Source organism: Streptomyces sp. NBC_00704 (assembly GCF_036226605.1).
GTDB lineage: Bacteria > Actinomycetota > Actinomycetes > Streptomycetales > Streptomycetaceae > Streptomyces.
In genome coordinates, this window is record NZ_CP109000.1 from 2808143 (window position 1) to 2822196 (window position 14054).

The 14054-nt window shown below is 73.8% G+C and carries 10 protein-coding genes; 6 read left to right on the forward strand and 4 right to left on the reverse strand.

What is annotated here, in order from left to right; translation table 11 throughout:
• Positions 1–38 precede the first annotated feature (38 nt).
• From OG802_RS12300 to OG802_RS12320, 5 genes are all read left to right on the forward strand, one after another.
• Positions 39–1424, forward strand: a complete 1386-nt coding sequence (locus tag OG802_RS12300) for a hypothetical protein (protein WP_329409980.1) — start codon at positions 39–41, stop codon at positions 1422–1424.
• Between the two features lie 2 nt (positions 1425–1426).
• Positions 1427–4168 (forward strand): serine/threonine-protein kinase, encoded by a 2742-nt coding sequence (locus OG802_RS12305; RefSeq protein ID WP_329409981.1) that lies wholly within the window; start codon positions 1427–1429, stop codon positions 4166–4168.
• Between the two features lie 3 nt (positions 4169–4171).
• The gene (locus tag OG802_RS12310) at positions 4172–5692 is read left to right on the forward strand and encodes a PP2C family serine/threonine-protein phosphatase (RefSeq protein WP_329409983.1); all 1521 of its coding nucleotides are present in this window, start codon (positions 4172–4174) and stop codon (positions 5690–5692) included.
• Positions 5693–5924: 232 nt separating this feature from the next.
• Positions 5925–7271: a vWA domain-containing protein gene (locus OG802_RS12315; protein WP_329409985.1), complete on the forward strand. Its 1347-nt coding sequence runs from the start codon at positions 5925–5927 to the stop codon at positions 7269–7271.
• A 65-nt stretch (positions 7272–7336) separates the two neighbouring features.
• Complete coding sequence (locus OG802_RS12320) at positions 7337–9103, forward strand: FHA domain-containing protein (protein ID WP_329409987.1); 1767 nt, start codon at positions 7337–7339, stop codon at positions 9101–9103.
• A gap of 146 nt (positions 9104–9249) precedes the next feature.
• Here the strand turns inward: OG802_RS12320 and OG802_RS12325 are convergent, their stop codons facing one another.
• Positions 9250–10260, reverse strand: a complete 1011-nt coding sequence (locus tag OG802_RS12325; RefSeq protein ID WP_329409989.1) for a methyltransferase domain-containing protein — start codon at positions 10258–10260, stop codon at positions 9250–9252.
• A 142-nt stretch (positions 10261–10402) separates the two neighbouring features.
• On the opposite strand from OG802_RS12325, the gene OG802_RS12330 reads away from it, so the two are divergent.
• Positions 10403–10816, forward strand: a complete 414-nt coding sequence (locus OG802_RS12330; protein WP_329409990.1) for a globin — start codon at positions 10403–10405, stop codon at positions 10814–10816.
• Between the two features lie 235 nt (positions 10817–11051).
• Here OG802_RS12330 and OG802_RS12335 read toward each other — a convergent pair whose 3' ends face one another.
• The 3 genes from OG802_RS12335 to ettA are packed head-to-tail and all read right to left on the reverse strand — an operon-like array spanning position 11052 to position 13825.
• The gene (locus OG802_RS12335) at positions 11052–11735 is read right to left on the reverse strand and encodes a hypothetical protein (RefSeq protein WP_329409992.1); all 684 of its coding nucleotides are present in this window, start codon (positions 11733–11735) and stop codon (positions 11052–11054) included.
• Entirely contained in the window at positions 11732–12154 is a 423-nt protein-coding gene (locus OG802_RS12340; protein ID WP_329409994.1) for an acyl-CoA thioesterase, read from the reverse strand. Before OG802_RS12340 ends, OG802_RS12335 begins: the two co-directional genes overlap by 4 nt.
• Positions 12155–12160: 6 nt before the next feature.
• A complete protein-coding gene (ettA, locus tag OG802_RS12345; RefSeq protein WP_329409996.1) occupies positions 12161–13825 on the reverse strand; it encodes an energy-dependent translational throttle protein EttA in 1665 nt (554 codons plus the stop codon).
• Between the last annotated feature and the right edge of the window lie 229 nt (positions 13826–14054).

A 14054-nucleotide genomic window follows, 5' to 3' on the forward strand; every position in this document is an offset into this window, starting at 1 on the left:
ACCGAGCGGGCAACCGACACAGCAGCGAGAGGTGATCGATGGGCGTCACGGGACCCCCCGGGCCGGTGATGGACCGGGACGAGGTCGACCGTGCGCTGGCGCGGCTCGGCGCGGAGCACGAGGCGATCGAGACCTCGCTCCTCGCGCTCCAGGACCACGCGGGCCGCAGGCTCCTCGAAGGCGCCGACCTCACCGGCGTCACCAAGGAGCGCTGGGCGTCCGCGGAGGCGTCGATCACGTTGCTGTGGGCGTACTTCGACGCCTACAGCGACGCGCTGCGCAGCGCACGCGAGATCCGCTCGCGCCGCCGCTGGTCCAGCCGCGAGGACCTGGCGGAACTGACGGAGCTGCTGCGCGGCGAGTCCGTCACGGTCGCCGGATCGCTCGCCGGATCACTAGCCGGACCGCTCGCGGAAACGGTCACAGGAGAGGTCACCGGACCGGCCGCGGGCGACGACGACGCACCGGCGCCGCGGATCACGGGCAGGCTCAGCCAGAGCTTCACGCTCGCCACCCTCGTCGACCGCATGAACGAGCTGTACGCGACCTCGCTCGACATGGTGGTCACCGCCGACGCCGTCTGGTCGGCGCTGCCCGCGCGGATAGATTTACTGGCCGCCGAGCTCCAGCGCACCCGCCGGCTGGCGCACTCCGTCGGCGTCCGCCCGGGCGAGCACCCGGCGGGCGACGACCTGGAGCGCATCACCCGCACGCTGACGTCCCTGCGCGAGCAGGTCGTGTCCGACCCGCTGGCCTTCTGGGTGCGCGCACAGGGCAGCTCCGCCCCCGGCGGCGGCCGCCCGGACACCACCGTGTACGACCGTGAGGCGCGCGCCCTGGAGGACGTGCGGCGGGAGATCGACGCCGTGCTGACGGTCCGCCAGGACGCGGAACAGCGGCTGGTGCGCCTGCGGGACGTCCTCGGCCGCGCCGACCGCACCCTCGCCGAGGCGCGCACCGCGCGCGGCGAGGTGCTGGCGAAGATCGCCGCCACCGAGGTGCCCGTCGTCAGCGGCCCGCCGACCGCGCTGCAGGAGCAGCTCGCGACGGCCGCCGAGTACCGGCGGCACGCCCAGTGGCACCGCCTGTCCCCGCTCCTGGAGTCCCTGGAGCAGAAGGCGGACGACGAACTGCTGCGTGCCCGCGAGTCGTTGAGCGCGGTCACCCAGCCGCTGGCGGTCCGCGCCGAGCTGCGCGGCCGTCTGGACGCGTACAAGGCGAAGGTCGCCCGGCACGGGCTCGCCGAGGACCCGTTCCTCATCGAGCGCTACGACGCGGCGCGCCGCATGCTGTGGAGCGCGCCCTGTGATCTGCGCGTCGCCGAACAGGCCGTCCTGCGCTACCAGCGGGCGGCCGCCGAACTGCTCACGGTGCCGCGCGTGCCGGAGCAGGGCGGCCCTGAGGACCGTAGGGGGGAGCAGTAGCCATGAGTCAGGCAGGGCAGTCATGTCAGCGGCCGGGCTGCGAGGGGTCGTACGAGGATGTCGGCGACGGCGAGCTGTACTGCGACAACTGCGGTCTGGCCCCGGTCGTCTCGTCCCCCGATCCCGCCTCCGGGGCGGGCCGGGTCGGCTCGCTGCCGACCGGCGTGACCCGGGGCGGCAAGGACGGGACGGGCAGCGCGAGTTCACGCTCCAGCGGGCGCAGCGCCCGCAGCACCCGCACGTCGTCGCAGTCGTCGAAGTCGCGGCGCTCGGTGTCGGGGCGGCTGTCGCGCTCGCTGTCGGGCGCGTCGACGGGGCGTTCGGTGTCGGTGCGCAGCTCCGGCTCGACGGCCGGCTCCTCGGGCCGGGCCCGGCTGGGCGTCGGCCTGGTCTCGGTGCCGCAGGTGCCGAAGCCCGACCCGCGCGCGATGGTGCAGGAGAACCCCGAGGTCCCGGAGCGCAAGCGGTTCTGCTCGCGCTCCGACTGCGGTGCCCCGGTGGGCCGTTCGCGCGGTGAGCGGGAGGGCCGCACCGAGGGCTTCTGCACCAAGTGCGGCCACCCGTACTCCTTCGTGCCGAAGCTGAAGGCCGGCGACATCGTGCACGGCCAGTACGAGGTGGTGGGCGCCCTCGCGCACGGCGGGCTCGGCTGGGTCTACCTGGCCATCGACCGCCCGGTGCACGACCGCTGGGTGGTGCTGAAGGGCCTGCTGGACACGGGTGACCAGGACGCGATGGCCGCGGCCATCTCGGAGCGGCGCTTCCTGTCCGAGATCGAGCACGCCAACATCGTGCGGATCTACAACTTCGTCGAGCACCTCGACCAGCGCACCGGCTCCCTCGACGGCTACATCGTCATGGAGTACGTCGGCGGCAAGTCCCTCAAGGAGATCGCCAACGACCGCCGCACACCGGACGGCAAGCGGGACCCGCTCCCCGTCGAGCAGGCCTGCGCGTACGGCATCGAGGCCCTCGAGGCGCTCGGCCATCTGCACAGCCGCAACCTGCTGTACTGCGACTTCAAGGTCGACAACGCGATCCAGACCGAGGACGAGCTCAAGCTGATCGACATGGGCGCGGTCCGGCGGATGGACGACGACACGTCGGCCATCTACGGCACGATCGGCTACCAGGGCCCCGAGGTCGCCGAGGTCGGGCCGTCGGTCGCCTCCGACCTCTACACGGTGGGCCGTACCCTCGCCGTCCTCACCTTCGACTTCCAGGGCTACACGACCGTCTTCGCCGACTCCCTGCCCGACCCCGACACCATCGAGGTCTTCCGCCAGTACGAGTCGTTCTACCGGCTGCTCGTGCGCGCCACCGACCCCGACCCGGCACGCCGGTTCGCCTCCGCGCAGGAGATGGCGGAGCAGCTGACCGGCGTGCTGCGCGAGGTCGTCTCGCTGCAGAGCGGCCGCGCGCGGCCCGCGCTGTCGACGCTGTTCGGGCCGGAACTCAAGGTCACGGACACGGAGCTGTTCCCCAAGCTGGACGGGGAGGTGTCACGGCTGGGCGCCCGGACGGAGGTCGACTCCCTCCGTCTGTTCGGCCGTTCCGGGTCCACCCGGCCGGCCCGGACCGCGCCCGCGCTCGCCGGCGGCACGGGCGGGGCGGTCATGCCGTCCGGCGCTCCGGGCGCCGCGCCCGGCCTGCCCGGCACACCCGGCGCCGCACCGGCTCTCGCCTTCGCGGGCGGCGCGGGCGTCGTCCCCGCGGGCGGTCCGCTGCCGGGCGCGGGCAGTACGCCGGTGGGTGCGGGCGGCGGCCCGGTCCCGGCCGGCGGCGCCCCCGCGGTCGTCCCCGGCGGGCTGGTGCGGACCGTGCCCGCACCCGCCGCGGCCCTCGCCCTGCCCGTCCCCCACGTCGACCCCACCGACCCCAACGCGGGCTTCCTCGCGGGCCTTTCGGCCTCCGCGCCGGCCGAGCTGATCACGGCGCTCACCGCGGCGCCGGCGCCGTCGGTCGAGACCCGGCTGCGGCAGATCCGCGCCTGGCTGGAGAACGGCGACCACCGGGCCGCCCTCGCCCTGCTCGGCGAGCTGGAGGACGAACGCTCCGACGACTGGCGGGTGGTGTGGTACCGCGGCGTGGCCTCGCTGGTCACCGGCGACCACGAGGGCGCCGCGCTGTCCTTCGACGCGATCTACGACGCCTTCCCGGGCGAGCCCGCGCCCAAGCTGGCGCTCGGCCTGTGCGCCGAGGTGCTGGGACAGCTCGACAACGCCGCCGAGTACTACCGCCTGGTCTGGTCGACCGACCCGAGCTATGTGAGCGCGGCGTTCGGCCTGGCGCGCGTGCAACTGGCCGCCGGCAACCGCGGCAGCGCCGTCCGGACGCTGGAGTCGGTGCCGGAGTCGTCCATCCACTACACGGCGGCGCGGGTCGCGGCGGTGCGGGCCCGGCTCCGGCAGCGGACGGCCCTCGCCTCCGACGTACCCTTTCTGGAGGACCTCGTCGCCGCCGCGGCGCAGGTGGAGGCGCTGGACGCGTACGGCCTCGACCCGACGCGGCGCGAGCAGTTGTCCGCCGAAGTCCTCGGGTGCGCCCTCGACTGGATACTCTCCGGTGGCCGGGACGCCGCGCCGGCCGCCCGGGCCCTGCTCGGCAGCGAACTGGACGAGCGGGGGCTGCGCTTCGGCCTGGAGCGCTCGTACCGCACGCTGGCCCGGCTGGCGACCGGCGGCGAGGAAAGGATCGACCTGGTGGAACGCGCCAATCGTTACCGCCCCCGGACGTGGGTGTAGTCAATGTCGCAGATGCCCCGGCAGGCCGCGCTGCCGACGTGTCCGAGCTGCGCCGAGCCGGTCGACGCGGGTGACCGTTTCTGCGGCGCGTGCGGATACGACCTGTCCGCCGCGCCGTCGCGCCCGGACGACCACCCGACCCTCACGATGAACGGCTCCGCCCACCCGGCGTCCGCTCACCCCGCCTCCGCCCGTCCGGCCCCCGCGCAGCCCACCACGCACGGCACGGGGACGGCGGGAACCGTGGGGAACGCGGGAGCCGTGGGAGCCTCAGGAGCCATGGGACCTTCGGGAGCTGTGGGGTCTCCGGGACCTGTGGGGTCTTCGGGAGCCGAAGCGACGGGCGCGAACGGCACGGCCGTCCCCGGCACGGGTATTCCCGTCCCCGGCACGGGCGTTCCCGGCACGGGCGTTCCCGGCACGGGGGCCTCCGCCGGCGTGCCCGGGGCGCCGCTCCCGCCGCCCGCCGCTCCGGCCGCGCCCGCTCTGGCGGCCCCGCCCGCGCCCGTCGCCGGCGTCCGGTTCGACCGGCCGTCGGAACCCGACGAGTACGCCCTCCAGGCGCCCGACCCCCGGGTGGCCGCCGAGGCCGCCGCGGTGGCCGAGACCGCCAAGGTGTGCGTGGCCTGCCGCGCGGGCCGGGTGGACGACGACGGGTACTGCGAGAACTGCGGACACGCCCAGCCGCGTGAACGCGACCACATGGAGGCCGAGTCGGGCCCGATCGCCGCCGTCAGCGACCGCGGGCTGCGCCACCACCGCAACGAGGACTCCTTCGGCCTCGGCTGCGCCGCCCTGCCCGACGGCTCGCCCGCGCTCGTGGCGATCGTCTGCGACGGCGTCTCCTCCGCGACCCGGCCCGACGACGCCTCCCTGGCCGCCGCGAGGACGGCGAGCGAGTCCCTGCTGGCGGCCCTGCCGCAGGGAGCGCACCCCCAGCAGGCGATGCACGAGGCGATCGTCGCCGCCTCGCACGCGGTCAACGCGCTGGCCGACGAGCCGGCCACGGCCCGCGAGCAGGCCCCGCACCAGAACGCCCCCGCCTGCACCCTCGTCGGCTCGGTGGTCACCGCCGGCCTGCTGGTCGTCGGCTGGGTCGGCGACAGCCGTGCCTACTGGGTGCCCGCCGACCGCAGTTCGCCCCCGGCGCGACTCACCGAGGACGACTCGTGGGCGGCGCAGATGGTCGCCGCGGGCCTGATGAGCGAGGCGGAGGCCTACGCCGACGAGCGCGCCCACGCGATCACCGGCTGGCTCGGCGCCGACGCCTACGAACTGGAGCCGCACACCGCGTCCTTCAAGCCGGACCGGCCCGGTGTGGTCGTGGTGTGCACGGACGGCCTGTGGAACTACGCGGAGGCCGCCGAGGAGATGGCCGAGGTCCTCCCGCCGGACGCCGCCGACCGGCCGCTGCACAGCGCACGGGTACTGGTCGGCCACGCCCTCGACGGCGGGGGCCACGACAACGTAACAGTGGCCCTCGTGCCGTTCCCCGCCCCCGTCCAGGGGGCAGGATCGGCCTGAGGCCGCGCCGCGGGAAACCGGACGGACCGCCGAACGGGCAACCGGGCGAACCAACGGGCGAACAGGCGAACGGGCAAGCGAAAGAGCAGAACGAGGACGCCGGGACGCCGGAGGCCGGAGGCGCCGCCGGCACGGGGACGCATGGGGAAGCACGCACGGGCCGGTGGGGACCGGTCCGTGTCCGGACACCGCCCCGCGCACGCGGGGTTTTCCTAGGGGGATCTGAGCAGGCATGGCCAATTTCTCGAAGTCGAACGTGCCGCAGTTCTCGGTGGACGTCTACCAGAACGAGTACCTGCCGGAGGGCGGTCGCGAGGTCAGCGCGATCGTCACGGTCACCGCCACCGGCGGCGGCACGGTGGGCAGCGCGGTCGCCGCGCCGCACCTGTACGCGCCGGGCCAGGGCCCGTCCGCCGCCGTGGCGCTCATGGTCGACTGCTCCGGCTCGATGGACTACCCGCCGACCAAGATGCGCAACGCCCGCGACGCCACCGCCGCCGCCGTCGACACCCTGCGCGACGGCGTGCACTTCGCGGTGATCGGCGGCACGCACGTCGCCAAGGAGGTCTATCCGGGCGGCGGCCGGCTCGCGGTCGCCGACGCGACCACCCGCGAGCAGGCCAAGCACGCCCTGCGCCGGCTGAGCGCGGGCGGCGGCACCGCGATCGGCACCTGGCTGCGGCTCGCCGACCGGCTGCTGTCCACGGCCGACGTCGCCATCCGGCACGGCATCCTGCTCACCGACGGCCGCAACGAGCACGAGTCGCCGCAGGACCTCAAGGCCGCCCTCGACTCCTGCGCCGGACGGTTCACCTGTGACGCCCGGGGCGTGGGCACCGACTGGGAAGTGAAAGAAGTCACAGGGATAGCCTCCGCGCTGCTCGGCACCGCCGACATCGTCGCGGACCCGGCCGGCCTCGCCGCCGACTTCACGCAGATGATGGAGACGGCGATGGGCAAGGAGGTCGCGGACGTCGCCCTGCGGCTGTGGACCCCGGTCGGCACCACCGTCAAGTTCGTCAAGCAGGTCGCGCCGACCGTCGAGGAGCTGACCGGCCGCCGCACCGAGGCGGGCCCGCGCGCGGGCGACTACCCCACCGGTTCCTGGGGCGACGAGTCCCGTGACTACCACGTGTGCGTCGAGGTCCCGGCGGCGAACGTGGGCCAGGAGATGCTGGCCGCGCGCGTCTCGCTGGTGATCCCGCAGCCGGACGGCGCCGTCCACAACCTGGGGGCGCAGGGACTGGTGCGGGCCGTGTGGACCGACGACATGGCCGCCTCCACGTCGATCAACCCCCAGGTCGCCCACTACACGGGCCAGGCCGAACTGGCCCGGGTCATCCAGCAGGGCCTCGATCTGCGCAAAGCGGGGGATATGGATGGAGCGACGGCCAAACTGGGCCGGGCTGTGCAGCTCGCGAGCGTCTCGGGGAACGCGGATACTGCGAAACTGCTTGCGAAGGTGGTGGACGTGGTCGACGCGACGACAGGTACTGTGCGACTGAAGGCCAAGGTCGCGGACGCCGACGAGATGACGCTCGAGACCAGGTCCACGAAGACTGTTCGTGTAAAGAAGTGACCTGAACGGGCCGCGGGAAACCGCCGGCCTCCGGGACACCGAAGGAGAGAGGGGGACGCGCCGACATGCCGACCTGCCCGAACGGACACCAGTCGGGTTCCGACGACTGGTGCGAGGTCTGCGGTCACCGCATGGCCGGTGCCGTGCCCCCGCCCCCTCCCCCGCCGCCCCCGCCCGGCGGCGGCTACGGCTTCCCGCCGCCCCCGCCCGGCCAGGGCGGTCAGGGCCGGCCCGGCGGACCCCCCGCGTCCTCCGGACCCCGGCACGAGCCCGAGCTCTGCCCGCAGTGCCGCACGCCCCGCGAGGGCGGTGCGCCGTTCTGCGAGGAGTGCCGCTGGAACTTCCTGACCAACACGGCGACCTCGTACACCCCGGCCGCCCCGCGTCCGCCGGCCTCCGGCCCCGGCGCCGGTCCGGCAGGCCCGGGCCACGGTGGTCAGGGTCCCGGCGGTCAGGGCCCCGGTGGTCAGGGCGGACGGTTCCAGCCGCCCCCTCCGTCCTTCGGGGGCAGCGACTCCTTCGACTACCAGGGCTCCCGTCCGTCCCAGGTGAACCGCCCCGCCGAGCCGATCCCGCCGTTCGGCGGCGACCCCTCGGGTCCGGGCGGCCCCGGTGGACACGGCGGCCAGGGCGGCCCGGCCGGCGGTCCGCCGCCGTTCGGACGCGAGCCCTCCGGCCCCGGCGGACCCGGCGGCACCGCCGGCGGTCCCCCGCCGGGGGCGTACGGTCGCGAGCCCTCCGGCCCCGGCGGCCGTCCTCCCGGCCCGTCCGGCGACCCCTTCTCCCGCGAGCCCTCCGGCCCGCCCTCGGACCCCTACCGGCGTGAGCAGCCCGGTCAGCCCTCCGACCCCTTCCGGCGCGAGCCCGGCGGCGACCCCTTCTCCCGCGAGCCCTCCGGCCCCGGCGGCCGTCCTCCGGGCCAGGGCGGCCCCGGCGGTCCCGGTCCTGGTCAGGGGGGTCCGTCCGGCTTCGGCGGCGATCCCTCACGGCCGGTTCCGCCGCCGCCCGGCCCCACCGCCGGTGGCGGCTTCCCCGGCCAGGGCGGCCCCGGTGGTCCGGGCGGGCAGAACGCTCCCGGCGGACCCGGTGGTCCCGGCGGCCAGGGCGGTTTCGGACAGGGCGGCGGTCCCGGCGGCCAGGGCGTTCCGCAGGCGTTCCAGCCTCCCGGACAGCCCGGCCAGCCCGGTCCGTCCGGTCCGTCGGCCCCGTCCGGGTTCCCCCAGGAGACCGGCCGCCGGCAGCCCGGCGGCGCGCCCTTCGGCGGCGGTGACGACGACTGGGTGCTGTCCCCGCCGTCGAACACCGGTCCCGGCCAGGGCCAGGGCGACCCCCGCAACCCCGGCCCGCCCCAGGGCGGCGGTGGCTACGGCTACCCGCAGCCCGGCGCCACGCAGGCTCCGCCCGGACCGTCGTACCAGCAGCAGCCGGCGACCTGGACGGCCACGATCGGCCCGGACCGCGCGTACTTCATGGCGATGATGCACCGCTCCGGCCCCGAGGCCGCCGGACTGAACCTGCCCGCGTACTCGCCCGAGCAGCAGCGCACGCTCACCGGCAACCAGATCACCATCGGCCGCCGCCGCCACTCCACCGGCGAGACCCCCGACATAGACCTGTCGGTGCCCCCGGAGGACCCGGGCGTCTCGCACCAGCACGCGGTGCTGGTGCAGCAGCCGGACGGCAGCTGGGCCGTCGTCGACCAGAACTCGACGAACGGCACCACGGTGAACGGCTCGGAAGAACCGATCCAGCCGTTCGTCCCGGTGCCCCTCCAGGACGGCGACCAGGTGCACGTGGGCGCCTGGACGACGATCACCGTCCGACGCGGCTGACCGGGACGCCGTCCGGACTTTGACGGGGCGGCGGAGTGCGGGGGGCATCGGGGACACGGCCATCGCCCACCCCCGTGCCACCGCACCCCCGTGCCCCCGCACCCCCCGTGCCCCCGCGCCCTCGTGCCCCGCGTCCTCGCCTTCCCCTACGTCCGCGCCGGGGCGGGGTCCGACGGACCGGGCAGGGGCCACGCGTACGGCCCCTCCGGCGCGTCCAGCCAGGCCCACGCGTGTCCGCCGTCGACCGTGACGCCGTAGCGCTCCCGCCCCGGCATCCCCTCGCGCTCCCACAGGGCGTACGCCTCCTGCGGGTCGAGGACGCCACGGGTGAGGGCCAGCAGGAAGCGGAACAGGTCGCTCTCCCTGGCCCGGTGCGGGACGCCCGCGAACGGCACGGGTTCCGGCTCGGGCCGGTCCGCGCCGCGCAACGGCACGAAGAAGGCGGGGGTGTGCAGGAAGCGTCCCTCGGCGTGTCCGGCGTCCCGCACGGTCAGCGCGATGAGCCCGGTGGCCAGCGGCGCCAGGACGAGCGCGCCGGGCGAGCACTGGGCGAGCCAGGGGGACGGGATCGACGTCAGCGTGCAGGTCGCGACGACCCGGTCGAAGGGGGCGCGCTCGGGAACCCCGCGCGCCCCGTCGCCGGTGACGACGGTGGGCCGGTATCCGGCGTCGGCGAGATGCCTGCGCGCGGACTCCGTGATCTCCGGATCCAGGTCGATCGTGGTGACGTTCGCGTCGCCGAGCCGGTACGACAGCAGCGCGGCGTTGTAGCCGGTGCCCGCGCCGATCTCCAGCACCCGCGCCCCGTCCCCGACCCGCAGTTCGGCCAGCATCAGCGCCATCAGGGAGGGCTGGCTGCTGGAGGAGACCAGCACGCCGTCACGCAGCCGGGTGGCCAGCGGGACGTCCTCGTAGGCGCCGCGCAGCCAGCGCTCCCTGCCGCGCGGGTCGGCGCTCTCGCACCAGCGCCGCTCGTAGCCGCCGGCGCCGCTGACGTAGTAGTAGGGCACGAAGAGGTGGCGCGGCACGGCCGCGAATGCCTCCCGCCACCGCGGGTCGGCGGCGAAGGTGCCACTGGCGTCGATCTCGCGCACCAGCGCGGTCCGCTCCGCTGCGGCGAGATCCGCGAGCCTCCCGCCGAGTCCGTGCTCACCCATGCCTCCACTGTGCGGGGCGGCACGCTCCGAGGCGAACCCGCGGGCAGGAGGTGACGGCGGCGGCCGGCGTCCCTTCCCCCGGTCCGGGAGCCTCTTGTCCCCGGTCCTAAGCCTTGCGTCCTCGGTCTCGGCGTCTGAGACCATGGGAGGCGTGAAAGAGATTCGGCGCGGCACGCTTCAAGAGCAGACCTTTTACGAGCAGGTCGGCGGGGAGGAGACCTTCCGCCGGCTGGTCCACCGCTTCTACCAGGGAGTCGCCGACGACCCGATCCTGCGGCCCCTGTACCCGGAGGAGGACCTGGGCCCGGCCGAGGAGCGCTTCGCGCTGTTCCTCATGCAGTACTGGGGCGGTCCGACGACGTACAGCGAGCGCCGCGGCCACCCGCGGCTGCGCATGCGGCACGCGCCCTTCGTCGTGGACCGTGCCGCGCACGACGCCTGGCTGAAGCACATGCGCGAGGCGGTCGACGAGCTCGGCCTGTCCGAGGAGCACGAGCACACGCTGTGGAACTACCTGACGTACGCGGCCGCGTCGATGGTGAACACCCCGGAGTAGTCCCGAGCGCGATCGAGCGTAGCCGCGACGCCGAGGGCCCCGGCATGACCGGCGCCGCCGCATCGGATCCAGGTGCCGGGACCGACGACGCAGGTTCCCCGCCCGACTTCCCGGCCCGACCGGAACGACCACGCCGGATCGCGGTGACCGGAACGACGAAGGTGACCGGAACGACGAAGGCGGGCACCCGCGAGCTGGTCGACGACGCAGGGAACCCGCCAGGTGGTCGACGACGTCAGTGGACGCTGATGTCGAGCGTTCCCAGCCCGCCCGACCGCTGCCGGACGGCGATCGACCCGTACGGTGTGCGCAGCCGCAGCCAGGTGCCGAGCGAGAGCAGCGCGACGTCCTCGGAGCGCGTCGAGGGCCGCAGGAAGCCCAGCGACTGGGCCGCGTGCACGGCCCGCACGGGAAGGCCGGTGCCGCCGACCGTCCGGGACCAGATCTCCCGGCCGATGCGGTCGAGTTCGGCCCGCGTCCGCAGGTCGGCGGTCAACTCCTCGGTGCGGGACCGGAATTCGGCGACGGCAGCGCCGACCGTCGCGCGCAGCGCGTCCGGCGAGGGCAGGTCGGGCCCGGGCCGCCAGCCGCCGCGCGGCGGCAGCACACCGGCCCACGGCGGCCCGGTGACGGCGGCGGGGACGGCGGCCGTGGCGGCGCTCTCGTCGACGGCCTCCAGCAGCTCGCCGGCCGACACGGTCACGTCCAGCGTGACGTCCAGGCCGTTCTCGTACGGCTTGGCCAGCCGGACCGCGCGGACGGCGAGCACCTCGAACGAGGGGGGCCGGCCGAAGACGGCGAGCGCGGTGCCGGCCGCCTGGAGCCGCACGGCCGCCCCACGGTCGTAGTGGAGCAGCCGGGAGAGGAAGGCCGCGAGGTCCGCCGCCTCCCCCTCGTCGGCGAGGTGGAGCACCGTCATGCGGCGACGGCCTCCTTGCCGGCCTTCTGGTCGTCGTCCCGGTACTCCGAGAGGAACTCGCGCTCCTCGTCGGTGAGCCGGCGCGGACGCTCGGCCTCGAAGTCGAACGGCACGACCACCGTCGAGGCCCGGACGTAGACGTGGTCGCCGTCCTTCACCTCGTAGGCGATGGTGAAGGAGGCGGCCCTGATCTGCGTGATCCACAGCTCGATGTCCACCGGCGTGTGCCGGTGGACGAGCTGCCGCTTGTAGTCGATCTCGTGGCGCGCCACCACGGACCCCTGCTTGAAGTCCTTCTCCGGACGGAACAGGAAGTCGATACGGGCTTCCTCCAGGTAGCGGAGGAAGACCACGTTGTTGACGTGGCCGTACGCGTCCATGTCCGCCCAGCGCAGCGGGCAGCGGTAGATGTGCCGCAAGATCGATCAGCCCCGGGTCAGCTTCTTGTAGGTGGCGCGGTGCGGACGCGCGGCGTCCGCGCCCAGCCGCTCGATCTTGTTCTTCTCGTACGACTCGAAGTTGCCCTCGAACCAGAACCACTTGGAGTCACCCTCGTAGGCGAGGATGTGCGTGGCGACCCGGTCCAGGAACCACCGGTCGTGGGAGACGACCACGGCCGCACCCGGGAACTCCAGCAGCGCGTTCTCCAGGGACGACAGGGTCTCGACGTCGAGGTCGTTCGTCGGCTCGTCGAGGAGGAGCAGGTTGCCGCCCTGCTTGAGGGTGAGCGCCAGGTTGAGGCGGTTGCGCTCACCGCCGGAGAGGACGCCGGCCGGCTTCTGCTGGTCCGGGCCCTTGAACCCGAACGCCGAGACGTACGCGCGCGAGGGCATCTCGACCTGTCCGACGTTGATGTAGTCCAGCTCGTCGGAGACGACGGCCCACAGCGTCTTCTTGGGGTCGATGTTGGCGCGGCTCTGGTCGACGTACGAGATCTTGACGGTCTCGCCGACCTTGATGGAACCGGAGTCCGGCTCCTCGAACCCCTGGATCATCTTGAAGAGCGTCGTCTTTCCGGCGCCGTTCGGGCCGATGACGCCGACGATGCCGTTGCGCGGCAGCGTGAAGCTCAGGTCGTCGATGAGGACCTTGTCCCCGAACGCCTTGGAGAGGTTGTTGACCTCGACGACGATGGAGCCCAGCCGCGGGCCCGGCGGGATCTGGATCTCCTCGAAGTCCAGCTTCCGCATCTTGTCGGCCTCGGCCGCCATCTCCTCGTACCGGGCGAGACGCGCCTTGGACTTGGCCTGACGCCCCTTGGCGTTGGACCGCACCCACTCCAGCTCTTCCTTGAGCCGCTTGGCGCGCTTGGCGTCCTTCTGCCCCTCGACCTTGAGACGCGTGGCCTTGGTCTCGAGGTAGGTGGAGTAGTTGCCCTCGTACGGGTGGGCGCGACCGCGGTCGAGCTCGAGGATCCACTCGGCGACGTTGTCGAGGAAGTACCGGTCGTGGGTGACGGCGACGACGGTGCCGGGGTACTTGGCGAGGTGCTGCTCCAGCCACTGCACGGACTCGGCGTCCAGGTGGTTGGTGGGCTCGTCGAGCAGCAGCAGGTCGGGGGCCTCCAGCAGCAGCTTGCAGAGCGCGACGCGACGGCGCTCACCGCCGGAGAGGTTGGTGACTGGCCAGTCGCCGGGCGGGCAGCCCAGGGCGTCCATGGCCTGCTCCAGCTGGGTGTCCAGGTCCCACGCGTTGGCGTGGTCCAGGTCCTCCTGCAGCTTGCCCATCTCGTCGAGCAGCGCGTCCGAGTAGTCGGTCGCCATCAGCTCGGCGACCTCGTTGAAGCGCTTGAGCTTGCCCATGATCTCGGCGGCGCCGTCCTGCACGTTCTCCAGAACGGTCTTGGACTCGTCGAGCGGCGGCTCCTGCAACAGCATGCCGACGCTGTAGCCGGGCGACAGGAACGCGTCACCGTTGGAGGGCTGCTCGAGCCCCGCCATGATCTTCAGAACGGTGGACTTACCGGCACCGTTCGGCCCGACCACACCGATCTTCGCGCCGGGCAGGAAGCTCAGCGTTACGTCGTCAAGGATGACCTTGTCGCCGTGCGCCTTGCGCGTCTTGCGCATGGTGTAGATGTACTCAGCCAAGAGAAACCGTCCGGCAGCTTGAAATCAGGCAGTGGGCAGATACACCCCATCTTGCCTGAGGTCCAGCCTCGGGTGGTAACTCGATTGACGGGGCGCGGCTGACCTGGGGGTTTCACCGGCGCGACGCGGTCGTCGGTCGAGGTCGGCCGACTTCGGACAGCGGTCGCCGGCCTCGACGGCCGAGGTCGGCTCAGACGTGAGGTCGCGGACGGCCGAGTCGGTCGAGTCC

Coding starts and splice junctions, on each gene's coding strand:
- OG802_RS12310 (WP_329409983.1), top strand. CDS start 4,172: ATGTCGCAGATGCCCCGGCAGGCCGCGCTGCCGACGTGTCCGAGCTGC.
- OG802_RS12300 (WP_329409980.1), top strand. CDS start 39: ATGGGCGTCACGGGACCCCCCGGGCCGGTGATGGACCGGGACGAGGTC.
- OG802_RS12305 (WP_329409981.1), top strand. CDS start 1,427: ATGAGTCAGGCAGGGCAGTCATGTCAGCGGCCGGGCTGCGAGGGGTCG.
- OG802_RS12330 (WP_329409990.1), top strand. CDS start 10,403: ATGGGAGGCGTGAAAGAGATTCGGCGCGGCACGCTTCAAGAGCAGACC.
- OG802_RS12335 (WP_329409992.1), bottom strand. CDS start 11,735: ATGACGGTGCTCCACCTCGCCGACGAGGGGGAGGCGGCGGACCTCGCG.
- OG802_RS12315 (WP_329409985.1), top strand. CDS start 5,925: ATGGCCAATTTCTCGAAGTCGAACGTGCCGCAGTTCTCGGTGGACGTC.
- OG802_RS12325 (WP_329409989.1), bottom strand. CDS start 10,260: ATGGGTGAGCACGGACTCGGCGGGAGGCTCGCGGATCTCGCCGCAGCG.
- OG802_RS12320 (WP_329409987.1), top strand. CDS start 7,337: ATGCCGACCTGCCCGAACGGACACCAGTCGGGTTCCGACGACTGGTGC.